22 protein-coding genes are annotated in these 25,738 nt (G+C 72.5%); 16 read left to right on the forward strand and 6 right to left on the reverse strand.

Translation table 11 applies throughout. From position 1 onward, the window contains the following. The first annotated feature begins 57 nt into the window (after nucleotides 1-57). On the forward strand, nucleotides 58-741 hold the full coding sequence (locus AB0M28_RS18675; RefSeq protein WP_365405548.1) for a helix-turn-helix domain-containing protein: 684 nt from the start codon (nucleotides 58-60) through the stop codon (nucleotides 739-741). A gap of 69 nt (nucleotides 742-810) precedes the next feature. Next, nucleotides 811-2,304: an MFS transporter gene (locus AB0M28_RS18680; protein WP_365405551.1), complete on the forward strand. Its 1,494-nt coding sequence runs from the start codon at nucleotides 811-813 to the stop codon at nucleotides 2,302-2,304. 73 nt (nucleotides 2,305-2,377) lie between these two features. Here the strand turns inward: AB0M28_RS18680 and AB0M28_RS18685 are convergent, their stop codons facing one another. Next, nucleotides 2,378-3,949, reverse strand: a complete 1,572-nt coding sequence (locus AB0M28_RS18685) for an MFS transporter (RefSeq protein ID WP_365405554.1) — start codon at nucleotides 3,947-3,949, stop codon at nucleotides 2,378-2,380. Between the two features lie 75 nt (nucleotides 3,950-4,024). On the opposite strand from AB0M28_RS18685, the gene AB0M28_RS18690 reads away from it, so the two are divergent. After that, nucleotides 4,025-4,609, forward strand: coding sequence for a TetR/AcrR family transcriptional regulator (locus AB0M28_RS18690; protein WP_365405557.1), 585 nt, complete (start codon nucleotides 4,025-4,027; stop codon nucleotides 4,607-4,609). 19 nt (nucleotides 4,610-4,628) lie between these two features. Here the strand turns inward: AB0M28_RS18690 and AB0M28_RS18695 are convergent, their stop codons facing one another. Next, the gene (locus tag AB0M28_RS18695) at nucleotides 4,629-5,837 is read right to left on the reverse strand and encodes a helix-turn-helix domain-containing protein (RefSeq protein ID WP_365405561.1); all 1,209 of its coding nucleotides are present in this window, start codon (nucleotides 5,835-5,837) and stop codon (nucleotides 4,629-4,631) included. Nucleotides 5,838-6,081: 244 nt separating this feature from the next. Between AB0M28_RS18695 and AB0M28_RS18700 the strand changes: the two genes are divergently transcribed. Together AB0M28_RS18700 and pruA are read left to right on the forward strand one after the other, a co-directional pair. Next, nucleotides 6,082-7,008, forward strand: coding sequence for a proline dehydrogenase family protein (locus tag AB0M28_RS18700; RefSeq protein WP_365405564.1), 927 nt, complete (start codon nucleotides 6,082-6,084; stop codon nucleotides 7,006-7,008). A 32-nt stretch (nucleotides 7,009-7,040) separates the two neighbouring features. Continuing rightward, nucleotides 7,041-8,672 (forward strand): L-glutamate gamma-semialdehyde dehydrogenase, encoded by a 1,632-nt coding sequence (gene pruA, locus AB0M28_RS18705; RefSeq protein ID WP_365405567.1) that lies wholly within the window; start codon nucleotides 7,041-7,043, stop codon nucleotides 8,670-8,672. Between the two features lie 570 nt (nucleotides 8,673-9,242). Here the strand turns inward: pruA and AB0M28_RS18710 are convergent. Next, nucleotides 9,243-9,596, reverse strand: a complete 354-nt coding sequence (locus tag AB0M28_RS18710) for a VOC family protein (protein ID WP_365405570.1) — start codon at nucleotides 9,594-9,596, stop codon at nucleotides 9,243-9,245. Between the two features lie 32 nt (nucleotides 9,597-9,628). Further along, on the reverse strand, nucleotides 9,629-10,651 hold the full coding sequence (locus AB0M28_RS18715; protein ID WP_365405573.1) for an NADP-dependent oxidoreductase: 1,023 nt from the start codon (nucleotides 10,649-10,651) through the stop codon (nucleotides 9,629-9,631). An 80-nt stretch (nucleotides 10,652-10,731) separates the two neighbouring features. Between AB0M28_RS18715 and AB0M28_RS18720 the strand changes: the two genes are divergently transcribed. Genes AB0M28_RS18720 through AB0M28_RS18730 form a run of 3 tightly spaced genes read left to right on the forward strand, consistent with a single transcriptional unit; the run spans nucleotide 10,732 to nucleotide 12,694 of the window. Then, nucleotides 10,732-11,646 (forward strand): LysR family transcriptional regulator, encoded by a 915-nt coding sequence (locus AB0M28_RS18720; RefSeq protein ID WP_365405576.1) that lies wholly within the window; start codon nucleotides 10,732-10,734, stop codon nucleotides 11,644-11,646. Nucleotides 11,647-11,648: 2 nt separating this feature from the next. Next, nucleotides 11,649-12,008, forward strand: a complete 360-nt coding sequence (locus tag AB0M28_RS18725; protein WP_365405579.1) for a hypothetical protein — start codon at nucleotides 11,649-11,651, stop codon at nucleotides 12,006-12,008. Continuing rightward, nucleotides 12,005-12,694: an HAD family hydrolase gene (locus AB0M28_RS18730; protein ID WP_365405582.1), complete on the forward strand. Its 690-nt coding sequence runs from the start codon at nucleotides 12,005-12,007 to the stop codon at nucleotides 12,692-12,694. The genes AB0M28_RS18725 and AB0M28_RS18730 overlap by 4 nt, the downstream gene beginning before the upstream one ends. 9 nt (nucleotides 12,695-12,703) lie before the next feature. On the opposite strand, the gene AB0M28_RS18735 is transcribed toward AB0M28_RS18730, so the two are convergent. After that, nucleotides 12,704-12,847, reverse strand: coding sequence for a hypothetical protein (locus AB0M28_RS18735; RefSeq protein WP_365405585.1), 144 nt, complete (start codon nucleotides 12,845-12,847; stop codon nucleotides 12,704-12,706). A 372-nt stretch (nucleotides 12,848-13,219) separates the two neighbouring features. On the opposite strand from AB0M28_RS18735, the gene AB0M28_RS18740 reads away from it, so the two are divergent. From AB0M28_RS18740 to AB0M28_RS18770, 7 genes are all read left to right on the forward strand, one after another. Next, on the forward strand, nucleotides 13,220-14,263 hold the full coding sequence (locus AB0M28_RS18740) for a 3-isopropylmalate dehydrogenase (RefSeq protein ID WP_365405588.1): 1,044 nt from the start codon (nucleotides 13,220-13,222) through the stop codon (nucleotides 14,261-14,263). 243 nt (nucleotides 14,264-14,506) lie between these two features. After that, nucleotides 14,507-15,601: a branched-chain amino acid aminotransferase gene (locus AB0M28_RS18745; protein WP_365405591.1), complete on the forward strand. Its 1,095-nt coding sequence runs from the start codon at nucleotides 14,507-14,509 to the stop codon at nucleotides 15,599-15,601. A 338-nt stretch (nucleotides 15,602-15,939) separates the two neighbouring features. Then, nucleotides 15,940-17,556 (forward strand): citramalate synthase, encoded by a 1,617-nt coding sequence (gene cimA / locus AB0M28_RS18750; RefSeq protein WP_365405594.1) that lies wholly within the window; start codon nucleotides 15,940-15,942, stop codon nucleotides 17,554-17,556. Nucleotides 17,557-17,661: 105 nt separating this feature from the next. Continuing rightward, nucleotides 17,662-18,192 (forward strand): SigE family RNA polymerase sigma factor, encoded by a 531-nt coding sequence (locus AB0M28_RS18755; protein ID WP_365405598.1) that lies wholly within the window; start codon nucleotides 17,662-17,664, stop codon nucleotides 18,190-18,192. Further along, a complete protein-coding gene (locus tag AB0M28_RS18760) occupies nucleotides 18,189-19,067 on the forward strand; it encodes a hypothetical protein (protein ID WP_365405601.1) in 879 nt (292 codons plus the stop codon). The genes AB0M28_RS18755 and AB0M28_RS18760 overlap by 4 nt, the downstream gene beginning before the upstream one ends. Nucleotides 19,068-19,166: 99 nt before the next feature. After that, nucleotides 19,167-19,670 (forward strand): hypothetical protein, encoded by a 504-nt coding sequence (locus AB0M28_RS18765; RefSeq protein WP_365405604.1) that lies wholly within the window; start codon nucleotides 19,167-19,169, stop codon nucleotides 19,668-19,670. Between the two features lie 96 nt (nucleotides 19,671-19,766). After that, nucleotides 19,767-23,633: an endo-alpha-N-acetylgalactosaminidase family protein gene (locus AB0M28_RS18770; protein ID WP_365405607.1), complete on the forward strand. Its 3,867-nt coding sequence runs from the start codon at nucleotides 19,767-19,769 to the stop codon at nucleotides 23,631-23,633. A gap of 66 nt (nucleotides 23,634-23,699) precedes the next feature. On the opposite strand, the gene AB0M28_RS18775 is transcribed toward AB0M28_RS18770, so the two are convergent. Continuing rightward, nucleotides 23,700-25,160, reverse strand: a complete 1,461-nt coding sequence (locus AB0M28_RS18775) for a DHA2 family efflux MFS transporter permease subunit (RefSeq protein ID WP_365405610.1) — start codon at nucleotides 25,158-25,160, stop codon at nucleotides 23,700-23,702. An 87-nt stretch (nucleotides 25,161-25,247) separates the two neighbouring features. Between AB0M28_RS18775 and AB0M28_RS18780 the strand changes: the two genes are divergently transcribed. After that, nucleotides 25,248-25,736, forward strand: a complete 489-nt coding sequence (locus AB0M28_RS18780) for a MarR family transcriptional regulator (protein WP_365405613.1) — start codon at nucleotides 25,248-25,250, stop codon at nucleotides 25,734-25,736. Nucleotides 25,737-25,738 lie beyond the last annotated feature (2 nt).

The raw sequence follows: 25,738 nt of genomic DNA on the forward strand, positions 1-25,738 counted from the left end.
CCACCTGGTCCTTACGGTGGGAGCAACTGGAGGAAATCCCTACGGCTGGGGAGAGTCATGAGCGGCGGGACACGGATGCGGTCGGACGCGCAGCGCAACCGCGCGCAGCTGATCCGGGCCGCGCGCGAGGTCTTCGTCGGCGTCGGGCCGGACGCCCCGCTGGAGGAGATCGCCCGCCGGGCCGGAGTGGGCATCGCCACCCTCTACCGGCGCTTCCCCACCCGCGAGGACCTGATCCGGGGCGTAGCAGTGGACACGCTGACGGATCTGCTGACGGCGCTGGACAAGCTGCGCGCCCTCGGACTCGACCCGTACGAGGTGCTGCGCCGCTTCATGCACACCGCCCTCGACATGCGGATCGGCGCGGTGATGCCCGCCATCGCCGGCCGGTTCGCGATCGAGGAGGTGCTGCGCGGCGTCGGGCGCGACGCGATGCTGCCGCTGCACGAGCAGCTGGTCGAGGCCCAGGCCGAGGGGCTGATCCGCAAGGACGTGGTGCTCGGCGACATCACGCTGATGATCATCAGGCTGAGCCGGCCGCTGCCCGGTGACGACATCCCCGAGGACCGGGGTATCGCGCACCGGCAGCTGGAGGTCTACCTCGACGGCCTCCGCCCGGCCGCGGCCCGCGAACGCACCACCCGGCTGCCGAGGCCGGCGGTGGGACCCGGCTGGTTCGCGAAGATCCGCGACCGGATCGCCCGCGGCGGCGGCGCGGAGTCCCCGCCGGCCGCCTCCTAGCAGGGACGCCCACCTCCGTACACCCGCATACGCGCACGACACGCATGACCGCACGGGAAAGGTTATGTCATGAGCACTTCACAACCCTCGATCTCGAAGAGTGGCGGTCCCCCCGACCGCTGGCTCGCCCTCGTCTTCATCGGGCTCGCCCAGCTGATGATCGTCCTCGACGTCACGATCGTGAACATCGCCCTCCCCTCCGCCCAGCGCGACCTGGGCATCTCCGACGGGGACAAGGCGTGGGTGATCACCGCGTACACCCTGGCCTTCGGCGGGCTGCTGCTGCTCGGCGGGCGCGTCGCCGACTACGCCGGGCGCCGGCGGGCGTTCCTCGTCGGGCTGGTGGGCTTCGCCGGCGCCTCGGCGCTGGGCGGAGCGGCACCCGGCTTCGGGACGCTGCTCGCCGCGCGCGGGCTGCAGGGTGCGTTCGCCGCGCTGCTGGCGCCGGCCGTCCTCTCCCTGCTCACCGTGAACTTCACCGAACAGCGGGACCGGGCCAAGGCGTTCGGGATCTTCGGCGCGATCGCCGCGGGAGGCGGCGCCGTCGGACTGGTGGTGGGCGGCTTCCTCACCGAGTATCTGGACTGGCGCTGGTGCCTGTACGTCAACGTGCCGATCGCCGTGGTCGCCGCCCTCGGCTGGCGCTTCCTGCCCGCCGACACCCCCCGCGAGGGCGCGCGCGGCCGGATCGACGTCCCCGGCGCCCTGCTCGCCGTGACCGGACTGGTCGCGGTTGTCTACGCCTGCAGCGAGGCCGAGTCGGAGGGCTGGGGCTCCGGCCCCGTCACCGGTCTGCTGGCCCTGGGCGCGCTGCTCCTGGCCGGGTTCGTGCTGGTGGAGCGGCGTGCGCGGCAGCCGCTGCTGCCGCTGGGCGTGGTCGCCAGCCGGACCCGGGGCAGCGCCTATCTGGCGGTGGCGCTGGCGGTGGTCGGCATGTTCGGCATGTTCCTCTTCCTCACCTACTACATGCAGGTCGTGAAGGGCTATTCGGCCGTCCTGACCGGCACCGCCTTCCTGCCGCTGACCGCCGGTGTGCTGGTCGGCGCCGGCGGGATCGCCACCCGGCTGCTGCCAAGGGTCCCGCCGCGGGTGCTGCTGGTGCCCGGCCTGCTGCTGGCCGCCGCCGGTACGGGCTGGCTGACCCGGATCGAGGCGTCCACGTCGTACGCGGCCGGGGTGCTGCCCGCGGAGCTGCTGGTGGGCGTGGGCATGGGCCTGGTGATGGCCCCCGCGATGAACTACGCGACCCACGGCGTACGGGACGAGGAGGCCGGCATCGCCTCGGCCACGGTCAACACCTCGCAGCAGATCGGCGGTTCGATCGGCACGGCGGTGCTCAACACGGTGGCCACCAGCGCCGCCGCGGACTTCCTCGCCGGGCGGCGGCCGACGCCGGAGCTGGTGAACGACGCGCTGGTGGACGGCTTCGCCGCGGCGTACGGGGTGGCGAGCGTGGTGCTGGTCGGCGCGGCGGTCGTGATCGCGGTGCTGATGAACACGCCGCGCCCCGACGCCTCGAAGGCGGCGGCGGGTGCGCACGGGGCGGCGGTGCACGTGGGTTAGCGCCGACGGCCGAGGGCCCGGCCCCGTCCCGCGGTGTACGCGGGTGGGGCCGGGCCCTCGGCGTGCGCGGGGCTCACGCCCGTACGGGCTCGAGCTCCGGCTCGGGTGCCGTGTCCGGCGCCGGCGACGCCTCCCGCAGGTGGCGCAGGGTCGCCGTGGCGACCGCCGCGCCGAGCAGCAGGACCAGCGCCCCGCCGACCGCGGCCCAGTGCATCCCGTTCGTGAACGCCTCGCGGGCCGCGGCCAGTACGGAGTCACCGGTGGGGCCGGGCAGGCCGGCGGCGGTCTGGGTGGCACCGCCGAGGGTCTCGCGGATGCCGTGCAGGGCCTCGGCCGGCAGCCCGGTGGGGGCGTTCGCCTCGACGTCCGCCCGGTAGACCGCGGTGCCGATCGACCCCAGCACCGCCATACCCAGCGCGCCGCCGAACTCGTGGCCGGTCTCCATCAGCGAGGACGCCGAACCGGCCTTCTCCGCCGGGGCCAGGGCCAGGGCGAGGTCGTTGACCAGGGCGATGACCGCCACGATGCCGCTCGCCAGCACCGCCGCGCCGACCAGCACCAGCCACAGGGAGTCCGTGCCGACCAGGGCGAGGATGCCGTAGCCCGCCGCGCCGACGACGAAGCCGCCGGTCACGACGTACGCCCGGTTGACCCGCTGCGCCAGGACCGTCGAGGCCGGAGCGGCGAAGCCCACCGCCACCGACGGCGCCAGCGACCACAGCGCGGCCTCGAGCGGGCCCATCCCCAGCACGGACTGCAGATACTGCGTGGTGAAGAACGCGGAGCCCATCATGGCGAACGTGGCCAGCGTGGTGAGCGAGATGGCGGCGCCGAACCCCTTGCGGCGGAACAGCTCGCGGCTGATCATCGCGTCGGTACGGCCGCGCTGCCGCCGTACGAACAGCGCCCCGAAGACCGCGCCCGCCGCGAGCGACACGGCGGAGAGCGTGCTGTAGCCGTCCGCGGCGAACTCCTTCAGCCCGTAGATCAGCGGCAGCACCGCCGCCATCGACAGCGGCACGCTCACCCAGTCGAAGCGGCCCGGAGCCGGGTCCCTGAACTCGGGCACCAGCACGGGCGCGAGGACCAGGAGCATCACCATCGCGGGGACGTTGACGAGGAAGACCGAGCCCCACCAGAAGTGGTTCAGCAGGAAGCCGCTCATCACGGAGCCCAGGGCGATGCCGCCGGCCATCACGCCGGAGAAGATCCCGATCGCCGTGGAGCGCTGCTTGTCGTCCCGGAACATGTTGCGGACCAGGGCCATCGTCGAGGGCATCAGCGTGGCGCCGCCGATCCCCAGCACGGCGCGGGCGGCGATCAGCATCTCCGCGCTCTGCGCGTACGCCGCGGCGACCGACGCCGCGCCGAAGGCCAGCGCGCCGAGGAGCAGCAGCCTGCGGCGGCCGATCCGGTCGCCCAGCGAGCCCATCGTGATGAGCAGGCCGGCGAGGGCGAAGCCGTAGACGTCGAAGATCCACAGCTGCTGGGTGGCGCTGACGTCGAGGGTCCGGCTGATCTCCGGGATCGCGAAGAACAGGACCGAGACGTCCATGGAGACGAGGAGGAGGGGGAGCAGCAGGACGGCCAGTGCGGTCCATTCCCTGCGTCCGGCGCGGGCGTTGGGCGTCGAGTTCGTCGTCATGGCTGCGACTGTACACACGTCTTAAACGAGTGTCTAGTACGTACGTCTAATACGTCCGTACGCTACTCTCTGCCCATGGGACACCGCGAAGACCTGCTTCAGGGCGCGAAGCGCTGCCTGCTCGAAAAGGGCTGGACGCGCACGACGGCCCGCGACATCGTCGCCGCCTCCGGGGCGAACCTCGCCTCGATCGGCTACCACTACGGCTCGAAGGACGAGCTGATGGGCCAGGCGTATCTGGCCCTGATGGAGGAGTGGGGCCAGCGCGTCGCCGCGCTGACCAAGGAGACCGGCCTGCCGGACGATCCGGTGGCCCGGCGCGCGGCGATGTGGGACGCGATGCTGCGGGGCGTCGGGGAGAACCCCGGCTTCTGGCAGGCGCAGTTGGAGGTCATCAGCCAGCTGGGGCACCACGAGAAGCTCAAGGACTTCTTCGTCAAGGCGATGCCGATGGGCTGGGAGGGGATGCTCGAACTCTTCGAGGACATCCCCGAGGGCGCGGCGTCCCAGGAGCTGATCGACAGCGTCGGCTGGCTCTACAGCGCCCTCTTCGCCGGGATGTGGGTGCAGCACCTCATCTCACCCGACCGGACCCCGTCGGGCGCGGTGATCGAGGAGAGCCTGCGGCGGATCGTGGAGGGGAAGGTGGCGCGGGGGTAGGCGGGCCCGCCGTGGGGCGCTACAGCCGCGCGGCCTTCAGCGCCATGTGCAGCAGCAGGCGGTCCTCGCCGGAGTCCAGGTCGAGGCCCGTGAGTTCGGTGACCCGGCGCAGACGGTAGTACAGCGTCTGGCGGTGGATCGCCAGCTCCGACGCCGCCCGTCCCGCCTGGCCCGCGCAGTCGAGGAACACCTCCACCGTGCGCGCCAGCTCCGCGTGCGCCGGCGCCAGGAGCACCCGTACCGCCGGATCCGGTGACGCCGCCGCGGGGAGCCAGGTGAGCAGGCGGTACGGGCCCGCGTCCGCCCAGCGCAGCACCGGGCCCAGCGCCGGGTCCGCCCGGCCCGCGCGGGCCGCGGCCAGCGCCTCGTGCCAGGCCGCGGCGAGGTCCGCGACCCCGACGCGTACATCCCCGATCCCCGCCCCGGGCCTGGCGGCGCCGCCCGCCGCCCGCGGCGACTCCAGCAGCCGCAGCGCCGCCTTGACGGCCGGCTCCGGCGCCCCGGCCGTGCGCAGCCGGACCAGCGCCGCCAGTGCGGAGGCGTGCCCCGCGCCCGCCCCGGCAGGGCGCACGGCGCACGCCGCCACCACCCCGGGCGCCGACGGCGCCGACAGCGCCTCGCCGTCCCCGCCCTCGTCCCACGGCGCCACCGCCACCAGCGCGAGCGGACCGTCCGCCGCCGGTCCGAGGGCCGCGCGCAGACCGGCCTGTGCCGCCGTACGCCCGGTCGCCGGGCCGGTGACGAGGTCCCGCAGCAGCGCGCCGGTCTCCGCGCCCGAGCGGACCTCCGCCGCCAGCAGCGCGCCGATCCGGGTGGCCGTCTCCATCGCCTGGGCGATCCGCGGGTCGGCCGGGACGCCGGGACCGCCGAGCTCCACGTCCGCCAGATGGCCGTCGTCGAGCACCCAGACGTACCCCTGGACCACCCCGCCGTGCCGGGCGGGCAGGCAGATGCGGCCCCGTATCACTCCGGCGGAGGGATCCGGCGGGATCCGCAGCGGGCCCGTCGCCCGCGCGATGCCGAACGCCTCGAACCACGCCCGTACCGCCGCCGTCGAGCGGCGCTGCAGGATCGAGCGGGTGCGTACGGGGTCCATCAGCGAGGTGTCGTCGTCGCCCGTGTCGTGCGCGCCGAAGGCGATCAGGCCGAAGTCGCGGTCCTCCAGGGTGGCCGGTGCCTCGAGGGCGGACGAGATCTCGTCGACCAGTGGCTGATAGTCCCCGCGCATACCGGAAACCCTCTCATACATATGTATGAGGCGGTGGCAGCGGATGCGTGACAGGTGTCGATGGCTCAGGATCGGAGCGATCCTTAGATTTCACGGTGGCTTTCCTTGCGCGTCCCACAGGCGTGCTCACCACAGCCGGCGCCGCCACCCGCGGCGTCGTTCGGTCAGGCGCCGCGACCAGCGGCTCCGACGACACCGGCGCCGGTACCCCCGGCGCCACCACAAGATCTCTGGGAGGTGCCCCGTGCTGGGTCCCGTGCTTCTCGCTGCGTCGCGCAGCGACCGTATGCGCAAGATCGTCGCGGCCGCCCCGGTCACCAAGCCCGTGGTGAACCGGTTCGTCGCGGGTGAGCAGCTGGACGACGCGGTCGGCGCCGTGCAGGACCTCGACGCACGCGGTATGGAGGTCACCCTCGACTTCCTCGGCGAGGACATCACCGACCCCTCCGAGGCCCTGCGCACCCGGGACAACTACCTCCGCCTCGCCGAGGCACTCAAGGACGCCGGCCTCGGGCCGCGCGCCGAGATGTCCGTGAAGCTGTCCGCCTTCGGCCAGGCGCTGACCGGCGGCCACGACATCGCCCTGGCGAACATCCGGCCGGTCGTCGAGGCCGCCGCCGCCGCGAACACCACGGTCACCCTCGACATGGAGGACCACACCACCGTCGACTCGACGCTGGCGATCCTCGAGGAGCTGCGCCGCGAGCACCCGCAGACCGGTGCCGTCGTCCAGTCGTACCTCTTCCGCACCGAGGAGGACTGCCACCAGCTGGCGACCTCCGGCTCGCGGGTGCGGCTGGTGAAGGGCGCGTACAAGGAGCCCGCCACCGTCGCCTTCCAGGACAAGCGCGAGGTCGACCGGGCGTACGTGCGCTGCCTGAAGATCCTGATGGCCGGCGAGGGCTACCCGATGATCGGCTCGCACGACCCGCGCATGATCGCCATCACCCAGGAGATGGCGCGCCGGTTCGGCCGCAAGCTCGACGAGTACGAGTTCCAGATGCTGTACGGCATCCGCGAGAGCGAGCAGGAGCGGCTGGTCGCCGAGGGCCACCGGATGCGCGTGTACGTGCCGTACGGCACCGACTGGTACGGCTACTTCATGCGCCGCCTCGCGGAGCGCCCCGCGAACCTGGCGTTCTTCCTCCGCTCGCTCGTCAGCCGCGGCTGAAGTCCCTCAACCCGTAAGGAGCTACGGCAACCATGGACGCTGTGACCCAGGTCCCCGTACCGGTCAACGAGCCGGTCCACTCGTACGCCCCGGGCAGCCCCGAGCGGGCCCGCCTGGAGGCCAAGCTCAAGGAGCTGGCCGAGAACCCCATCGACCTGCCGATGACCATCGGCGGCGAGAAGCGCATGGCCGGCGGCGAGAGCTTCACCGTCGTCCAGCCGCACGACCACAAGTCGGTGCTCGGCACCTCCGCGCACGCCACCCAGGCCGACGCCCAGGCCGCCGTCGACGCGGCCCTGGCCGCCGCCCCGGCCTGGCGCGCGATGTCCTTCGACGACCGCGCCGCGATCATCCTGAAGGCCGCGGACCTGCTGGCCGGCCCGTGGCGCGAGACGCTCGCCGCGTCCACCATGCTCGGCCAGTCGAAGACCGCCCAGCAGGCGGAGATCGACACCCCGTGCGAGCTCGTCGACTTCTGGCGCTTCAACGTCCACTTCGCCCGGCAGATCCTCGCCGAGCAGCCCCTGGCCCAGTCGCCGGGCGTGTGGAACCGCTCCGACCACCGTCCCCTCGAGGGCTTCGTCTACGCGATCACGCCGTTCAACTTCACGGCCATCGCGGGCAACCTGCCCACCGCCCCCGCCCTGATGGGCAACGTGGTGGTCTGGAAGCCGTCGCCGACGCAGACGCACGCCGCGGTGCTGCTCATGCAGCTGCTGGAGGAGGCGGGCATGCCTCCGGGCGTGATCAACCTCGTCACCGGTGACGGCATCGAGGTCTCCAAGGTCGCCCTGGAGCACCCGGACCTCGCGGGCATCCACTTCACCGGTTCCACCAAGACCTTCCAGTACCTGTGGAAGACGGTCGGCAACAACATCGAGAAGTACCGCACGTACCCGCGGCTCGTCGGTGAGACCGGCGGCAAGGACTTCCTCGTCGCCCACCCGTCGGCGGACCACGCGGTCCTCAAGACGGCCATCACCCGCGGTGCGTTCGAGTTCCAGGGCCAGAAGTGCAGCGCGCTGTCGCGGGCGTACGTCCCGGCGTCGATCTGGAACGCGGGCTTCAAGGAGGAGCTGGCGGCCGAGGCCGAGGGCCTGTCGATGGGCCCGACGTCCGACCTGTCCAACTTCATGTCGGCCGTGATCGACGACCGCTCGTTCGCCAAGAACAAGGCGGCCATCGACCGCGCCGCGGCCGACCCGTCCTGCACGATCGTGGCGGGCGGCTCGTACGACGACTCCGTCGGCTACTACGTCCGCCCGACGGTCATCGAGTGCTCGGACCCGGAGAACGAGGTCTTCAGGACCGAGTACTTCGGCCCGATCGTCGCGATCCACGTCTACGAGGACGAGGCGTACGACGCGATGCTCGCGCAGATGGAGTCGGTGTCGGAGTACGGCCTGACCGGCGCCGTCATCGCGCAGGACCGGGCGGCGGCGGCCCACGCCGCCGAGGTGCTGCGCTACGCGGCGGGCAACTTCTACATCAACGACAAGCCGACCGGCGCGGTCGTGGGCCAGCAGCCGTTCGGCGGCGGCCGGGCCTCCGGTACGAACGACAAGGCCGGCGCGAAGCAGAACCTGATGCGCTGGACGTCGACCCGTTCGATCAAGGAGACGATGGTCCCGCCCACGGACTACCGCTACCCGCACATGGGCTGACGCCCCGGTCCCGGGCCACCGGCCCGGACCCCTTCTTCCGCCCCTGGCCGGTTTCACACCCCTCCCGGCCGGGGGCGGACTCCATTCCCGGCACGGCGCTCACCCCGCGAGCAGCGCCCGCAGCGCCGCCGCCTCCCCGGGGTCGCGCAGCCGCAGCGCGATCCCCGATCCGGTCGTCGCGCACGGCCAGGACCAGCCGCCGCCTGCGCAGCCGCGCCCGCTCCCACCAGTTGCCGTACACGGCGACGGCGAACCGTCCGGCGTCGCTGTCCCAGCCGCCGCTCCACACCCGCCCGTTCCGGGGGCGGTGCCACGCGTAGCGCAGCGCCGCCCTGACGCCTTCCAGCGTGCCGTCCAGCACGGCCTCCCCGGGGTCCGAGACGACGTACGCAGCCAGGAGCAGGACGCCGCGCTTGCCGCCCTCGGCGCCTTCGGCATCAGGCGCCGCGGCGCCCGGCGCACGTACGGGTTGAGGTGTGCGGGGAAGTCGACGCGGCGCACGGTCGCGGGCTCGGGGGGCGGCACGCCGCACATCCTGGGGCATCGCCCCTGCGGGGGGAAGGCCCCGGGTTACGGGCGGCGCGGGCCCAGGACGCAGAACTCGTTGCCCTCCGGGTCCTGGAGGACCGTCCAGGGGACGGCGCCCTGGCCCACGTCCGCGCGGCGGGCGCCGTGGGCCAGGAGGCGGGTGACCTCCGCGTCCTGGTCGTCGGGGCGGAAGTCGAGGTGGAGGCGGTTCTTGCGGCGCTTCTCCTCGGGGACCGGCACGAAGAGCAGGCCCGGCAGGCGGTCCGGCTCGGGGCGGATCTCGTACTCCTGGGGGGAGTCGCACACCACGACCCACCCGAGGGCCTCGGCCCACCACCGCCCGAGGGCCGCCGCATCCGCGCAGTCGACGCTTACCTGCTCCCATTCCAAGGCCATGCCGGGATCATAGGCAGCGGCCGCCGCGCGCCCTACGACCCCACCCGGACGATCATCTTCCCCACGTTCCCGCCCCGCAGCATGCCCAGGAACGCCTCCACGGTGTGCTCGAAACCGTCGACCACCGTCTCCTGCGGGACCAGCGTGCCCGAGCGGATGTGGGGGACCGCGAAGTCCTCCAGCGACGCCTGCGCGTCGAGGTGGTTGCGGACCATCACCCCCTCCAGGCGGAGGGACCTGCCGACCACGTCGAAGAGGTTGCGCGGCGCCGGGGGAGGCGTGGAGCGGGAGTTGTACTGGGCGACCGCGCCGACCCACGCCACCCGGCCCCCTTCCCGCAGGGAGGCGATCGCCGCCTCCAGATGGTCCCCGCCGACGTTCTCGACCACCGCGTCGACCCCGTCGGGAGCCGCCTTCGCCAGCAGGTCGGCGACCGGCCCGTCGTGGTAGTCGAACGCCGCGTCGAAGCCCAGCTCCGACACCAGCCGGTCGACCTTCGCCGGCGACCCCGCGCTGCCCACGATCCGGCCCGCGCCCAGCAGCCGCGCGAACTGGCCGGCCGCCGTGCCGACGCCTCCCGCGGCGGCGGAGACGAACAGGTCGTCGCCGGGGGCGAGCCGCAGCGTACGGGTCAGGGCCACCCACGCCGTCAGGCCCGTACCGCCGAGGACCGAGAGGAACGAGGTGAGCGGGACGCCGCCGTAACGGGGCAGGACACGGACCTCCGAGGCGCGGACCAGGGCGTGCGTACGCCAGCCGTGGCGGTGGTAGACCAGGTCGCCGGGCGTGAGGGACGGATCGGCCGAGGTCAGGACGCGGCCGATGGAGCGGCCCTCGAGCGGCGAGTCGAGACCCCACACGGTCGCGCCGCTGGTCAGGCCCGCCTCGTCCATCAGCTCGCGGTGGTACGGGTCGACGGAGAGGAGGAGGTTCTCCACCAGGGCCTCACCCGGGCCCGGCGCGGCGAGGTGCTGCTCCCGGAAGGCGAAGTCGGACGGGGACGGGAAACCGGAGGGGCGGGCCACCTGGTGGACCACCTGTGCTGTGATCGTCATGGCAACGACGCTAGGGAGGAATCCCGGGGCCGGGCAGACCGTTCCATCGATGGATCCACCTGCAGACATGAGAGGCGTTCATGACCGAGCGGACACCGCGGGACGGGCACGCCCCGCGCGCCGAACTCACCCCTCCCGAGCTGCGCGTCCTCCTCGCCGTCTGCGACGCACACGGCTTCACCGCCGCCGCGGACGCCCTCGGCCTCACCCAGTCCGCGGTCTCGCACGCCGTCCGCGGCATCGAGCGCAAACTCGGCGCCGTCCTCTTCGAACGCGGCCGCAAGGGCGCCACGCCCACCCCCGCCGGGGAGCGCGCCGCCGCCCACGCCCGCCGGATCCTGCGCCTGTACGAGGCGATGGCCGCCGAGGTGCGCGGCGCCCCGGACGGCTCCCTCACCGGCCCGCTCCGTGTCGCCGCGTTCCGCAGCGCCGCCCTGCACCTGCTGCCCGACGCGCTGGAACGGCTGGCCCGGCGGCATCCGGGGCTCGCGCCCGAGGTGCGGGTCGTACGGGACGTCGGCCGCGGCACCGCCGGCGAGGTCGCCGACGGGCGCGCCGATCTGGCCATCGCGACGCTCGGCGGTACGACGCCGCTGCCGGAGGGGCTGGTCACCGGGGACCTCGCGGAGGAGGCGTACTCCTTCGTGCACCCGGCCGGCCATCCGGATCCCCGCAGCCTACCGTTCGTCGACTGGACGGAGAACTGCTCCGCGTACACCGCCGGCTGGTGGTCCGCCCAGGACTGGCTGCCGCGCGCCACGGTCACCGCCGAGGACGACGGCACCGTGCTGGCGCTCGTCGCGCGGGGACGGGGGATGGCGGTGATGCCCGAGCTGTCGCTGCGGGACGCCCCGCCCGCCGTCCAGATCGCCGATCTGGGCCCCGGCCGCCCCACCCGCCGCATCGGCTACGCCACAACGCCCGAGCTGGCCCGCACGGCAGCGGTGCGCGCCCTGATCCGGGAACTACGGGCGGGGCGGATCACGGGGCCCTGACCATGGACTTCGCCGCCGCCCTGACCCGGATGCGTGATCTGCTGCGCCCCGGCGGCACGCTGGTCGTGCTCTCCCTCGCCCGCAACGCGTCCGTGCGCGACTGGGCGTACGAGCCGGTCACCGTCCCCTGGGCGCTGCTCAACCGCCTGCTGCGGGAGAAGGCCGACCCTTCCCCAAGCTCTCGGCTTCGCTCGAGCAGGGGATACCCCAACGGGATGCCGATGGCGGACCCGGAGATGTCCTACGGCGAGGTACGGGAGGCCGCCCGCCGCATCCTGCCCGGCGTGCGCTACCGGCGGCGCCCGCTGTGGCGGTATTCGCTGGTGTGGTGCAAACCCGGGGGCGTAGCGTCGGTGGTATGACGATCACCGCGGTGCTGTGGGACGTGGACGACACGCTGTTCGACCACCGGGGCGCCGAGCGCCACGGGGCGCTGGCGCACATGGCGGCGGAGGGGCTGCTCGGGCGCTACGCCTCGGCGGACGAGGCGGCCGCCCACTGGCACGAGGTGGCCGAGCACTACGTCGACCGCTATCTCGCGGGGGAGTTCGGCTTCCAGGACCAGCGCCGCGAGCGCGCGCGGGCCATGCTCGGCAAGCCGCTGACGGACGAGCAGGCGGACGAGTGGTTCGCCCGGTACGTCGACGCCTACCGGCGCCAGTGGCGGGCCTTCCCGGACGTCGTACCCGCGCTGCGCGGCCTCACCCCGCGCTACCGGCACGGGGTGCTGTCCAACAACCAGGCCGCCCAGCAGGAGCTCAAGCTCGCGGCGGTCGGCATCCGGGCGCACTTCGAGGTGCTGGTCTGCTCCGAGGAGCTCGGCGTCGCCAAACCGGACCCGGCCGCCTTCCACGCCGCGTGCGAAGCCCTGGGGCTGTCGCCGCGGGAGGTGGCGTACGTCGGGGACCGCCACGACGTCGACGCCGCGGGTGCGGACGCCGCGGGACTGACCGGCGTGTGGCTGGACCGCGTGGGCGGCATCACGCCGCAGCCCGGCGTCCGGCGGATCACCGGCCTGGGGCAGCTGGCGGCGCTGCTGGAGGGCTGAGCGGGCGGCTCAGTGCCCGGTCACGCCGCCGTTGTCGCGGCGGTCCAGCGCCCGCTGGAGCGCGTCCGCGGCCTTGCGGCGGTCGACGGCGTCGGCGCCGCGCGTGGCGTGGCGGTGACGGCGGGTGGTGGCGGTGGCGGTGATGGGGGCCATGGTTCTCTCCTCGATGGCACATGAGAAGCAGGGGGATGGCCGTTACGGCGGGAGGCGGGCGCCGCAGGGGGTGACCTGCTCGGGCGCCTGCGCTCGACCGCGGTCGCTGGTCGGCGACGAAGCATTCCGGCACCTACAAAAGTAGGGCGTCCAAGCATTTCTGTCTCGCCAAATACTCGGGCTTCCTACTATGTGAGACGGCCACTGCGCTGACCTGGGGTTCTCCCTCCCCTGATCGGCGGCGACCCCGCCCCGGACCCCGGGAGGTACGGGGGTGCGCAGGGGTTGCGCCCGGCACGTTCGTACGAGGGACGGTGTCCGAATCGCGGACAGCGGATGTCAACCCATGGACGGAGGCGTAAGGTTCCGACCATGTCTCAGCGTATTCGGCTCGCAGTGATCCCCGGTGACGGCATCGGCAAGGAGGTCGTCGCCCAGGGCCTCAAGGTCCTCTCCGCCGTCTTGCCCCAGGACGTGAAGCTGGAGACCGAGACCTACGATCTCGGCGCGCAGCGCTGGCACGCCACGGGAGAGACCCTCCCGGACGCCGAACTGGAGCGGCTGAAGGACCACGACGCCATCCTGCTGGGCGCCATCGGCGACCCGTCGGTGCCGTCCGGCGTCCTGGAGCGCGGCCTGCTGCTCAAGCTGCGCTTCGCCTTCGACCACTACGTCAACCTGCGCCCGTCGAAGCTCTTCCCGAACACCCCGACCCCGCTGGCCGGCCGCCCCGACATCGACTTCGTCGTGGTGCGTGAGGGCACCGAGGGCCCGTACACCGGCAACGGCGGCTCCCTGCGCACCGGCACCCCGGCCGAGGTCGCCACCGAGGTCAGCGTGAACACCGCCTACGGCGTGGAGCGCGTCGTGCGCTACGCCTTCGAGCAGGCGAACGCCCGCCCGCGCAGGAAGCTCACGCTCGTCCACAAGAACAACGTGCTCGTCTACGCCGGCCACATGTGGAAGAACATCTTCGACCGGGTGGCCGCCGAGTACCCCGAGGTCACCACGGACTACCTGCACGTCGACGCCGCCACGATCTTCCTCGTGAACGACCCGGCCCGGTTCGACGTGATCGTCACCGACAACCTCTTCGGCGACATCCTGACCGACCTCGCCGCCGCCGTCACCGGCGGTATCGGGCTCGCCGCCTCCGGCAACATCAACCCGGACGGCGCCTTCCCGTCGATGTTCGAGCCGGTCCACGGCTCGGCCCCGGACATCGCCGGCACCGGCAAGGCCGACCCGACGGCCGCGATCCTCTCGGTCGCCCTGCTGCTGCGCCACCTCGGGTATGAGGACCGCGCCGTGCGGATCGAGGGGGCGGTCGCCGCCGACCTCGCCGAGCGCGACGCCGCGGCCCCGCGTACGACGGACGAGATCGGCGACGCGCTCGCCGCGCGAGTAGCCGGCTGACCGCCGGGAAACCCTCGCAATCACAGCCGCCCGGACGGTCAGGCCTGCTAAAGCCCGGCTGAGCTGACCCTGCCGCTACCCGGCAGTCAGTGCGACGATGACCCACGGGCCGCGCCACCCGCTTTTCCCGCGCGCCCCACCCCGGTAGATAATCGAGGTGGGGCCGCGGTACGAGGGAAAGCTCGGACGTCCTAGTACTGGGGCGCGGTCCGCCACAGACGCAACGGTGAAGGACACCTGACTATGACGACCGCGATCGAGCTGAAGCCCTCCTCCCATCCGCTGCCCGCCGCGGAGCGCGAGGCGATCCTCGCCAACCCCGGGTTCGGACGGCACTTCACCGACCACATGGTCACCATCAAGTGGACGGAAGGGCGGGGCTGGCACGACGCGCAGCTCCAGCCGTACGCGCCGCTGTCCATCGACCCGGCGAACGCCACCCTGCACTACGCGCAGTCGATCTTCGAGGGCCTGAAGGCCTACCGCCAGCCCGACGGGACGGTCGCCACCTTCCGTCCGCAGGCGAACGCCGAGCGCTTCCAGCGCTCCGCGCGCCGGCTGGCGATGCCGGAGCTGCCGGTCGAGACGTTCATCGCGGCGATCGACGCGCTGGTCAAGCAGGACGAGGCGTGGGTGCCCAGCGGCGGCGAGACGTCCCTGTACCTGCGGCCGTTCATGTTCGCCTCCGAGGTCGGCCTCGGAGTGCGCCCCGCCAACGAGTACCTGTTCATCGTGATCGCCTCCCCGGCCGGCGCGTACTTCGCCAAGGGCGTCAAGCCCGTCTCCGTCTGGCTCTCCGAGGAGTACGTGCGCGCCGCGCCCGGCGGCACCGGCGAGGCCAAGTGCGCGGGCAACTACGCCGCGTCCCTCGTCGCCCAGGCGCAGGCCGCCGAGCAGGGCTGCGACCAGGTGGTCTGGCTGGACGCCATCGAGCGCCGCTGGATCGAGGAGATGGGCGGCATGAACCTGTACTTCGTCGAGGGGACGGGCCAGGACGCCACCATCGTCACGCCGGAGCTGACGGGCACGCTGCTGCCGGGCATCACCCGCGACTCGCTGCTGCGGATCGCCTCCGACCTCGGCTACCAGACGGCGGAGCGCCGGATCTCCAAGGAGGAGTGGGAGCAGGGCAACGCCGACGGCGCGATCTCCGAGGTCTTCGCCTGCGGTACGGCCGCGGTGATCACCCCGGTCGGCTCGGTGAAGTCGACGCGCGCGTCCTGGACGGTCGGCGACGGCGGCACGGGCCCGATCACCGCCCAGCTGCGCAAGGCCCTGCTGGACGTCCAGACGGGCCAGGCCGCGGACCCCCACGGCTGGATGCACCCGCTGGGCTGAGCGCCACCGAAGCCGAAGCCGAAGCCGGGGTCGCTCCACGCGGCCCCGGCTTCCGCATCCTGAGACGCGGAAGCCGGTCGCGGTGAGATGTGCAAGACTGCGCCCGTGCCCTTCGCCACGATTATTGGCAGCAGGCGCGCCGGTCCGCAGTGACCGCCAGGCCCGTACCCACCCCGTACGGCAGGTGGACACCGTGTCCCAGACCCGCGCGCAGACCTCTCGCGACCAGCGAGGGGTCTTTTCGTTTACCGGCCTACCGTCACCGGCGGACGAAGCAGGCGGGGGCCTGGGATGCGGACCAGCCTCGACGGACGCAGTAGCCCTGTTTGGAGCCCGACATGAACGCCACCCACGAGCAACCGGACGACACCTTCCACGTCTTCGACACCACGCTGCGCGACGGAGCACAGCGTGAAGGCATCAACCTCACCGTGGCGGACAAGCTCACCATCGCCCGCCATCTGGACGAGTTCGGAGTCGGCTTCATCGAGGGCGGCTGGCCCGGCGCCGTACCCCGGGACACCGAGTTCTTCCGCCGGGCGACGGACGAGATCGACTTCCGGCACGCCCGGCTGGTGGCCTTCGGCTCCACCCGCAAGGCGGGTGTCGCGGTCGAGGACGACCCGCAGGTCGCCGCGCTGCTGGAGTCCAAGGCGCCGGTGGTCTGCCTGGTCGCCAAGTCCCACGACCGCCATGTGGAGCTGGCGCTGCGCACCACGCTCGACGAGAACCTCGCGATGATCCGCGACACGGTCGCCTTCCTGCGCGGGCAGGGCCGCCGGGTCTTCGTCGACTGCGAGCACTTCTTCGACGGCTTCAAGGCCAACCCGCAGTACGCCAAGGACGTCGTCCGCGCGGCGTCCGGGGCGGGCGCGGACGTCGTCGTGCTGTGCGACACCAACGGCGGCATGCTGCCCGCCGGCGTACACGCCGTGGTCTCCGAGGTGCTCGCCGACACCGGCGCGCGCCTGGGCATCCACGCCCAGGACGACACCGGCTGCGCGGTGGCCAACACCCTCGCCGCGGTGGACGCGGGCGCCACGCACGTGCAGTGCACGGCCAACGGCTACGGCGAGCGCGTCGGCAACGCGAACCTCTTCCCGGTCGTCGCGGCCCTGGAGCTGAAGTACGACCGCCGCGTGCTGCCGCCCGGCGCGCTGCAGGAGATGACCCGCATCTCGCACGCCGTCGCCGAGGTCGTCAACCTCACGCCCTCCACGCACCAGCCGTACGTCGGCGTCTCCGCCTTCGCCCACAAGGCCGGCCTGCACGCCTCCGCGATCAAGGTGGACCCCGACCTCTACCAGCACATCGCCCCCGAACTCGTCGGCAACACCATGCGGATGCTGGTGTCCGACATGGCCGGCCGCGCCTCGGTCGAGCTGAAGGGCAAGGAGCTGGGCGTCGACCTCGGCGGCGACCGCGAGCTGGTCGGCCGGGTGGTGGACCGGGTCAAGCAGGCGGAGCTCAACGGCTACACGTACGAGGCGGCCGACGCCTCCTTTGAGCTCCTTCTGCGGGAGGAGGTCGCGCGCCAGCCGCTGCGGTACTTCCGTACGGAGTCCTGGCGCGCCATCACCGAGTACCGGCCGGACGGCACGCACGCCATCGAGGCCACCGTGAAGCTCTGGGCCAAGGGCGAGCGGATCATCGCCACCGCCGAGGGCAACGGTCCGGTGCACGCCCTCGACCGGGCCCTCAAGGTGGCGCTGGAGCGTCTGTACCCGCAGCTGGCGGGCTTCGAGCTGGTCGACTACAAGGTCCGCATCCTGGAGGGCACGCACGGCACGGAGTCCACCACCCGGGTGCTCGTCACCACCAGCGACGGCCGCACCGAGTGGTCCACGGTCGGTGTCGGCGACAACATCATCGCCGCGTCGTGGCAGGCGCTGGACGACGCGTACGCCTACGGTCTGCTGCGGGCGGGCGTCGAACCGGCGGACGCCGCGCGGTAACGGTTCGGTGACGCCTGCAGCGGGCACGGCCCCCGCCCCGTCTGGATGGGTGACGTCGAGACGGGGGAGGGCCTGTGGCGCAGGCGGCACGGCGGAGGGCGCCCGATGCGGGCCGCTGACGCCGAGGACTTCACGGTGTTCGTGCACGCGCGGTCCGCGGCGCTCTTCCGTACGGCGCTGCTGCTGACCGGCGACCGGGACCGGGCCGACGACCTGGTGCAGGCCACGCTGGAGAAGGTGTGCCGGCAGTGGCGGAAGGTGGCCGCCGCGGACGCGCCGGAGGCGTACGCGCGGCGGATGCTCGTCAATCTGGCCCGGGACGGCTGGCGGCGCCAGTCCCGGCGCGCCGAGCCGCTGCCGCTGCGGGCCGATCCCGCGCCGCCCGTCGACGATCCGGCGGGCCGCATCGCCCAGCGGGACGAACTGCTGCGCGCGCTGCGGCGGCTGCCCGCCGGGATGAGGGCGGTGCTCGTCCTGCGGTACTTCGACGATATGCCGGACGAGTCGATCGCCGACCTCATGGGCGTCGCCCCGGCGACGGTGCGCTCCCAGGCGGCGCGCGGGCTGGCCAAGCTGCGGGAGGCGGCGCGCGACGACGCGGACGTGCTCCGGCCGGACTTCGGGGGTGCGGCGTGAACCGGCCGGGAGGCTTCGACGTCGAGGCGGAACTGAGCGCCGCGCTCGCGGAGTTCGCGCGCACCGAGCCGGTGCCGGCGTACCGGCCGCAGGAGATGGTGCGGGCCGCGCGGCGCCGTACCCGCCGGTCGGCGGCGGCCTTCACCGTCGCGGCCGTGGGCGTGGCCGTCGCGGTGCTCGCGGTGCTGCTGCCGGGGGCCGGAGCGCGCGAGGAGCCGCGCCCGCTGCCCGCGGTGGATTCGACGCCGACGCCCGTCGCGCGCGAGCCGCTGGACGGCTCCGAGGCCGTACGCGCCCTGCTGGAGGCCGCCGTGCGGTACCGGATCGCCCGGCTGCGGCCCCTGGTCCGGCCGGCGGAGGTCGCCGGCCTGTTCGCGGACCGGGCGGCGTACACGCGTGTCTGGGGAGCGGACGGGCTGGGGGTCACCTGCGGCGGCCCCGCCGACGGGTTCGTCCTCGGCTCGCACGAAGCCGTGACCATGTACGACGGCACGCGCAGGCGGGTGGACGCGGCGTTCGTCCTGACGGACGACGGCAGGGTGGCCGGGGTGCGCTGCTCGCCGAGCACCGACACCGCGGGCGACGACGCGCTGGGCCCGTACTTCGGCGGACTGACCGTGATCGGCGACGCGGGCGGCCGGGCGGAGGACGAGGTCGACGTCGAGGCGGCCCGGGCGCTGGAGGCCCAGTACGCCACGGCGGCGGTGCTGCGCGGTCCGGACTTCGCGGGGCTGTGCGGCGGGATCCTGCCGCATGTGTGGATCGCGGAGACCCCGGCCGGGGCCGGCTGGACGGTATGGGTCAACGGCGGTCCCCCGGCGCAGGTGGCCTTCGACGAGCACGGACTTATCACCTCCGTCCGCTGCGGCTCCTGAACCTCCGCCGGTTGCACGGCGGTTGCGGGACCGGCGTAGACCAATCGCGGAGGAGTGGCGCTCTGGCGTGTGAGCCCGCGATCCGAACAATCCAGGGACATGACGATCAGATGGAAGTCCCTCACCTCGGTCCTCGCTCTCCTCCTCTCCCTGCTCGGCGTCTCGCTCACCACCGCCACCCCCGCGCACGCCGTCACGAAGATCACCCACTCCCAGGCGACCACGATGTTCCGCAACGCGGGGATCACCTGGTCCTCCTCCGGCGGCTGCTCCGACCGCTACAACTCCACCTGTACGTCCTTCGAGCAGTTGAACCTCGCCACGGCCCAGGGCGCCGTCACCCTGAAGCAGGCCAGCGGCTGCGCGCTGAACATCACCGGCGGCACCGAGACCGGCCACGCCAGCGGCACGTACAGCCACTGGAACGGCTACAAGCTGGACTACAGCAAGTACACCTGCGTCGGGAACTACATCAAGAACAACTTCAGCTACATCGGCCTGCGCGGCGACGGCGCCCCGCAGTGGAAGTCCGGCGCCGGCAACATCTACGCCGACGAGGGCAACCACTGGGACGTCCTGTACTACAACTGCGGCGGCTGCTGACCCGCTTGGACTTCCGGAGCCGGGCACTTGGACTGCCCGGCTCCGGAGGGGACCGATCCGTTGACGGTCCTTCGGCGGCGCGGATAGTCAGGGCGCATGTCACGAAGATTCGCTACGGCGTGCGCTGTCGCCGCCGTCATGACCATGGGGCTGCCCGCGCTCCCGTCGGCCGCCGCCGACGGGGTGCAGGGCGGCGTGATCTCCTCCGACCGGCTGTCGGTCGAGGTGGCCTCGGACTTCCCCCGCGTCGTGTCGTACACCGACCTCGGCACCGGCGCCTCACTGGCCGGCAGCACCGCCGCCGTCACGAAGGTGACGCTGGACGGCAAGGCGTACGACGTACAGCTCGCGGGCGCTCCGGAGCTCACCGGGGACACCGCCCGCTACACGCTGACCTTCCCCGCCCTCCCCGGTGTCGAGATCGACGCGCACCTCGCCGTCTCCGGCCGTACGACGACCTTCAAGGTCGACGCCGTCCGCGACACGGACGCCTTCCGCGTGCACACCATCGACATCCCCGGCCACGACCTGGTCTCCGTGGCCAGCACGGACCAGAGCGCCGAGACGGCGTTCACCCGGCTGGACCCGAACTCCACCACGACCGCCGACGTGTTCGGCAAGGTCACCGGGAGCACGGCGGCCGAGGCGAACCCGGTCGGCGCCTCGTACGCCATCGTCAACACCGGGCAGCTGGCCGCGGCCGTCGAGTCCAACTCGTCGTACGACAAGCCCAGCGGCGCCACCGGCGGCGACGACGCCCGCTTCTGGCACCAGGCCCGCAAGGCGGCCGACGGCACCGTCCGCGTCGGTGTCTGGTCCGGCCAGTGGACCTACCGCGGCGACGGCGCCCCGCAGCCGGAGAGCGGCGCCGACCTGCCCTGGGCGAAGGTCGTCGTCACGCCCGACGCCAACGGCGACGGCGCCGTCGACTGGCAGGACGGCGCGGTCGCGTTCCGCGGCATCGGCATCCAGGCACCCGGCGGCGACGACACCGCGAACCAGGTGATCACCCACATCCCGTTCAACTTCGCCAGCCAGGCCACGCACCCCTTCCTGCGCACCCTGGACGACGTCAAGCGGATCTCCCTGGCGACCGACGGGCTCGGCCAGCGGGCGGTCCTCAAGGGCTACGGCTCCGAGGGGCACGACTCCGCCCACCCCGACTACGGCGGCAACTACAACAAGCGCGCCGGCGGTCTCGCCGACCTCAACACCCTGGCGAAGCAGGGCAAGCAGTGGGGCGCCACGTTCGGCGTACACGTCAACGCCACCGAGTCGTACCCCGAGGCGCACAACTTCGACGAGAACCTCGTCAACAAGAACTCGCCCGGCTGGAACTGGCTCAACCAGAGCTACTACATCAACCAGCGCTACGACATCAACAGCGGCCGGCTCGCGGACCGCTTCCAGCAGCTGCGCGACGAGGCCGACCCGAACCTGTCGTTCCTCTACATCGACGTCTACTACACCCACGGCTGGATCGCCGACAAGACGATCCAGGCCGTGCAGCGGCAGGGCTGGAACGTCGGCACCGAGTGGGCCGACAAGTTCGAGCACGCCTCGCTGTGGTCGCACTGGGCGAACGACGTCAACTACGGCGGCGCCACCAACAAGGGTCTGAACTCGCAGATCATCCGGTTCATCCGCAACGGCGAGAAGGACGTCTGGAACAGCCACCCGCTGCTGGGCAACGCCCGGATCGAGGAGTTCGAGGGCTGGACCGGCGAGACGAACTGGAACGTCTTCTACAAGAACATCTGGCAGAACAACCTGCCCGCCAAGTACCTGCAGCACTACGCCATCACCGACTGGGACGCCGACAGCGTCGACTTCACCGGCGGCGTCCGCGCCCTGGAGGAGAACGGCAAGCGGACCTTCTACGCCGGTGACGCGAAGGTCCTCGACGGCGAGGCGTACCTGCTGCCGTGGAAGAAGGGCTGGGGCGACGCGGCGAGTGCCGACAAGCTCTACCACTACAACGACAAGGGCGGCCGCACCACCTGGACCGTGCCCGCCGACTACGCCTCCGCCGGCCAGTTCGAGGTCTACGAGCTGACCGACAACGGCCGCAAGCGCGTCGGCACCGTCAAGCCGTCCGGCGGGAAGATCACACTCACCGCCGAGGCGGGCAGGCCGTACGTGCTGTACCCGGTGAACACCACGCCCGCCGCGGTGGACCCGCAGTGGGGCGAGGGCTCCAAGGTCTCCGACCCCGGCTTCAACGACGAGGGCCTGGACACCTGGGACAAGACCGGCGCCGTCGCCAACGACACCGACAACCAGGGCCGCCGCACCGCCGTCCTCAGCGGCAACGACGCCGCCGCGCTGGAGCAGCGGATCACCGGCCTGGAGGCCGGCAAGCGCTACACGGCCTCGGTGAACGTCGAGATCGAGCCCGGCAAGGAGCGCACCACCACGCTGTCCGTCAACGGCAGGCAGCTGGACGCCAAGGTGAGCCTCGACCGCTCCACGCTCCTCAACAAGGTGGCGGCGGACGAGAAGCACGACACCTACTTCCAGCGGGTGAAGCTCAACTTCACCGCCCCGTCCGACGGCGCCCTCACCCTGCGCCTGGAGGCGGCGGCCGGCAGCTCCGCGAAGGTCCGCGCCGACGACGTACGCATCGTGCGCAACGCGCCCGCCACGAAGGCCGGCGCCCTCGTCTTCGACGACTTCGAGGACGTCGACCAGGGCTGGGGCCCGTTCGTGAAGGGCGGCGCCGGCGGCTCCACCGACCCGCGCACCCATATCGCCCAGCTCAACGCCCCGTACACCCAGGCGGGCTGGAACAACAAGCTGATCGACGACGTCATCGGCGGCGCCGAGACGCTGAAGGCGCACGACGAGAACGCGGGTCTGGTGTACCGCACCGCGCCGTGGACCGTGCCGATGAAGGACGGCCGCGCGTACAAGGTGGAGTACGACTACCAGTCCTCGCACGCCGGCGCGTACGAGTGGGTCACCGGCTACGACCAGATCGCGGGCGGCAAGCCCGAGTCGGTCGAGACGCGGCTGACCCCGGTCGGCCAGCAGCGCACCACCGCCCACTTCACCGAGACGGTCACGGCCGGCTGCGGTGACACCTGGGTCGGTCTGCGCAAGCGGTCCGACGCGCCGGACAACGCGGACCTCGTGCTGGACGACTTCACCGTCACGGACCTCGGACCCGCGTCCGAGCCGCGGGCCTGCGCGAACATCGCGCTGTCCGCGCCGCCGGCGCTGGAGCCCGGTCAGGCCAACGAGGTCAAGGCCGTCTTCAGCAACTACGAGGCCGCGCAGGCCGCGGGCGTCACGCTCGACCTGGCCCTCCCGGCCGGCTGGACCGCCGAGCCGGCGGGCAGGGTCTCGCTGGGCGACGTCGCCGCGGGCGGCAAGGCGACCGCCACCTGGTCGGTGACCCCGCCGGTGGACGCCGCGTACAAGCCGTACACGCTGTCCGTGGCCGGCGCGTACACGGTCGGCGGGGCGGCCCGCTCCCTCGACCAGACGCTGGCCGTGCGGACGCTGCAGCCGCCGCCGACCACCGACACCTGGACCAGCGACATGGACTGGGTCTCGGCGGAGAACGGCTGGGGGCCGGTGGAGAAGGACATGTCCAACGGCGGTACGGCCGCCGGTGACGGCACCCCGATCACCATCGCGGGGACGGTGTACGCCAAGGGCATCGGCAGCCACGCCCCGGCCCGGATCCGGTACTACCTGGGCGCGCAGTGCACCTCGTTCACGGCGACCGTGGGCGTCGACGACGCCCAGCCGACGCGGGGCTCCGTGCAGTTCAGCGTGGAGGCGGACGGTACGCGCAAGGTGCAGAGCCCGATCCTGCGGGCTACCGACGCGGGCTGGTCCCTGACAGCGGACGTCAGCGGGGCGAAGTACGTCGACCTGGTCGTCGGTGACGGCGGCGACGGGAACGGCAACGACCACGCCTCGTGGGGCGGCGCGAAGTTCCACTGCGGGGGCTGACGACCCCGGGTGAACGCGAGGCGCCCCCCGGCCGGGAACTCCGGCCGGGGGGCGCCTCTTTCGCACTCAGACCGCGGCGGGCTCCGTCTTGGGGGCGTCGTTCGCGGGGGCCGGCTTCAGGACCGTCACGGTCAGGACCACCGCCGCGACGATCAGCGCCGTACCGATGCCGAAGGCCAGGTGGAAGCCGCCGGTCAGGGCCTCGGCCCGGTCGTCGCCCGCCGCCAGCAGGTTCTCGGAGCGGCCCGCGGCCAGCGTCGACAGCACGGCCACGCCCAGCGCCGAGCCGATCGACTGGCCCGTGTTGAACAGGCCCGAGACGACGCCCGCGTCGTCCGGCCGGGCACCCGACATGCCGAGCGTCATCATCGCCGGGAGCACCAGGCCGCCGCCGCTGATCAGCAGCATCGTGGGGAGCAGATCCCGGACGAAGACCGCGTCCGTCGAGGGCGTACGGACCAGCAGGCCGAGGGCCGCCGTCAGCAGGACCAGGCCCGCCAGCAGGACGGCGCGCTCACCGAAGCGGTTCATCAGCCGGGCGGCCAGGCCCAGGGAGACGACGCCGATCATCAGCGCCGCGGGGAGCATCGCCAGGCCGGTCTTCATGGCGCTGTAGCCCAGCACCTGCTGCATGTACAGGGCGACGATCACCTGGAAGGCGAACATCCCCGAGATGACCAGGAGCTGGATGACGTTGGCCCCGGAGACGTTGCGGGAGCGGAAGACGTGCAGGGGGAGCAGCGGGTTCGCGACCCGGGACTGGCGGCGTACGAAGGCGGCGATCAGCAGGACGGAGAGGGCGCCCAGCGCCAGGGTGTGGGCGGAGGCCCAGCCGTACTCCTCGGTCTTGACGATCGTGTAGACGCCGAGCATCAGTCCGGCGGTGACCAGGGCGGCGCCGAGGGTGTCCGCGCCGGCCCGCAGGCCCGCGCCGCGGTCGGTGGGCAGGACGCGGATCGCGAGGAGGGCGGTGGCCAGGCCGATCGGCAGGTTGATGGCGAAGATCCAGTGCCAGCTCAGGGCGTCGGTGAGCACCCCGCCGAGGACCTGGCCGATGGAGGCGCCGGCGGCGCCGGTGAAGGCGAAGACACCCATGGCCTTGGCGCGTTCGGCCGGGTCGGGGAAGAGCGTGACGACCATGCCGAGGCCCACGGCGGAGGTCAGGGCGCCGCCGACGCCCTGCAGGAAGCGGGCCGCGATGAGGATCCACGGCTCCGTGGCCGCCGCGCCGAGCAGGGAGGCGAGGGTGAAGAGGGCGAGTCCGGCGACGAAGACGTTCTTACGGCCGACGAGGTCGCCCAGCCGTCCCGCCAGGAGCAGCAGACCGCCGAAGGCGATCATGTACGCGTTCAGCGTCCAGGTCAGATTGGCGGGGGAGAAGCCCAGGTCCTGCTGGATGGCGGGCAGGGCGACGGTGACGATGCTGCCGTCGAGGATGATCATCAGCGCTCCGGCGCTGAGGATCGCCAGGGCCAGCCAGCGGGAGGAGGCAGCAGTGGTCGGCGCTATGCCGTCGGTTGCGGTCATGGGATGACCGTAGCAGATAATCCGGTAGCGGACTATCTCTTGTCGTCCCTTCTGTTTTCGGATCGTCCCGTGCGGTACCTTGGTGGTATGACCGAAGGAGCGCCGAACCGCGCCGTACTGGATCTGACCGGCAATCTCATGCACGCCGGCCATGTGCTGAACACCAAGCTCACCGCCGCCCTGGCCGAGGCCGGCATCTCGCAGCGCGAGCAGTGCGTGCTCATCCACGCGCTCGAGGAGGAGCGGACGCAGATCCAGCTGGCGGAGATCGCCCATCTCGACAAGACGACGATGGTCGCGACCGTCGACCGGCTGGAGAAGGCGGGCCTCGCCGAGCGCCGCCCGTCCACCACCGACCGCCGGGCGCGGATCATCCACGTCACGCCGACCGGCCGGGACACGGCCGAGCGCGGGCAGGAGATCGTCGACCGGGTGCACGGGGAGGTGCTGAGCGCCATCCCCGAGGCGGAGCGCGAGATCTTCCTCAGCGTCCTGGGGCGGCTGACCGAGGGTGTGCTGGCCCAGCCGGAGCCGGCGGCCACGGGCGTACGGCGGGCGCGCGCGGCGCGGGCGTGAAC

The organism is Streptomyces sp. NPDC051940 (assembly GCF_040680895.1).
Taxonomy (GTDB): Bacteria; Actinomycetota; Actinomycetes; order Streptomycetales; family Streptomycetaceae; genus Streptomyces.

Coding starts and splice junctions, on each gene's coding strand:
- AB0M28_RS18740 (WP_365405588.1), top strand. CDS start 13,220: ATGTCTCAGCGTATTCGGCTCGCAGTGATCCCCGGTGACGGCATCGGC.
- AB0M28_RS18745 (WP_365405591.1), top strand. CDS start 14,507: ATGACGACCGCGATCGAGCTGAAGCCCTCCTCCCATCCGCTGCCCGCC.
- AB0M28_RS18680 (WP_365405551.1), top strand. CDS start 811: ATGAGCACTTCACAACCCTCGATCTCGAAGAGTGGCGGTCCCCCCGAC.
- AB0M28_RS18715 (WP_365405573.1), bottom strand. CDS start 10,651: ATGACGATCACAGCACAGGTGGTCCACCAGGTGGCCCGCCCCTCCGGT.
- cimA (WP_365405594.1), top strand. CDS start 15,940: ATGAACGCCACCCACGAGCAACCGGACGACACCTTCCACGTCTTCGAC.
- pruA (WP_365405567.1), top strand. CDS start 7,041: ATGGACGCTGTGACCCAGGTCCCCGTACCGGTCAACGAGCCGGTCCAC.
- AB0M28_RS18755 (WP_365405598.1), top strand. CDS start 17,662: ATGCGGGCCGCTGACGCCGAGGACTTCACGGTGTTCGTGCACGCGCGG.
- AB0M28_RS18675 (WP_365405548.1), top strand. CDS start 58: ATGAGCGGCGGGACACGGATGCGGTCGGACGCGCAGCGCAACCGCGCG.
- AB0M28_RS18765 (WP_365405604.1), top strand. CDS start 19,167: ATGACGATCAGATGGAAGTCCCTCACCTCGGTCCTCGCTCTCCTCCTC.
- AB0M28_RS18720 (WP_365405576.1), top strand. CDS start 10,732: ATGACCGAGCGGACACCGCGGGACGGGCACGCCCCGCGCGCCGAACTC.
- AB0M28_RS18725 (WP_365405579.1), top strand. CDS start 11,649: ATGGACTTCGCCGCCGCCCTGACCCGGATGCGTGATCTGCTGCGCCCC.
- AB0M28_RS18770 (WP_365405607.1), top strand. CDS start 19,767: ATGTCACGAAGATTCGCTACGGCGTGCGCTGTCGCCGCCGTCATGACC.
- AB0M28_RS18710 (WP_365405570.1), bottom strand. CDS start 9,596: ATGGCCTTGGAATGGGAGCAGGTAAGCGTCGACTGCGCGGATGCGGCG.
- AB0M28_RS18695 (WP_365405561.1), bottom strand. CDS start 5,837: ATGCGCGGGGACTATCAGCCACTGGTCGACGAGATCTCGTCCGCCCTC.
- AB0M28_RS18685 (WP_365405554.1), bottom strand. CDS start 3,949: ATGACGACGAACTCGACGCCCAACGCCCGCGCCGGACGCAGGGAATGG.
- AB0M28_RS18730 (WP_365405582.1), top strand. CDS start 12,005: ATGACGATCACCGCGGTGCTGTGGGACGTGGACGACACGCTGTTCGAC.
- AB0M28_RS18775 (WP_365405610.1), bottom strand. CDS start 25,160: ATGACCGCAACCGACGGCATAGCGCCGACCACTGCTGCCTCCTCCCGC.
- AB0M28_RS18780 (WP_365405613.1), top strand. CDS start 25,248: ATGACCGAAGGAGCGCCGAACCGCGCCGTACTGGATCTGACCGGCAAT.
- AB0M28_RS18735 (WP_365405585.1), bottom strand. CDS start 12,847: ATGGCCCCCATCACCGCCACCGCCACCACCCGCCGTCACCGCCACGCC.
- AB0M28_RS18690 (WP_365405557.1), top strand. CDS start 4,025: ATGGGACACCGCGAAGACCTGCTTCAGGGCGCGAAGCGCTGCCTGCTC.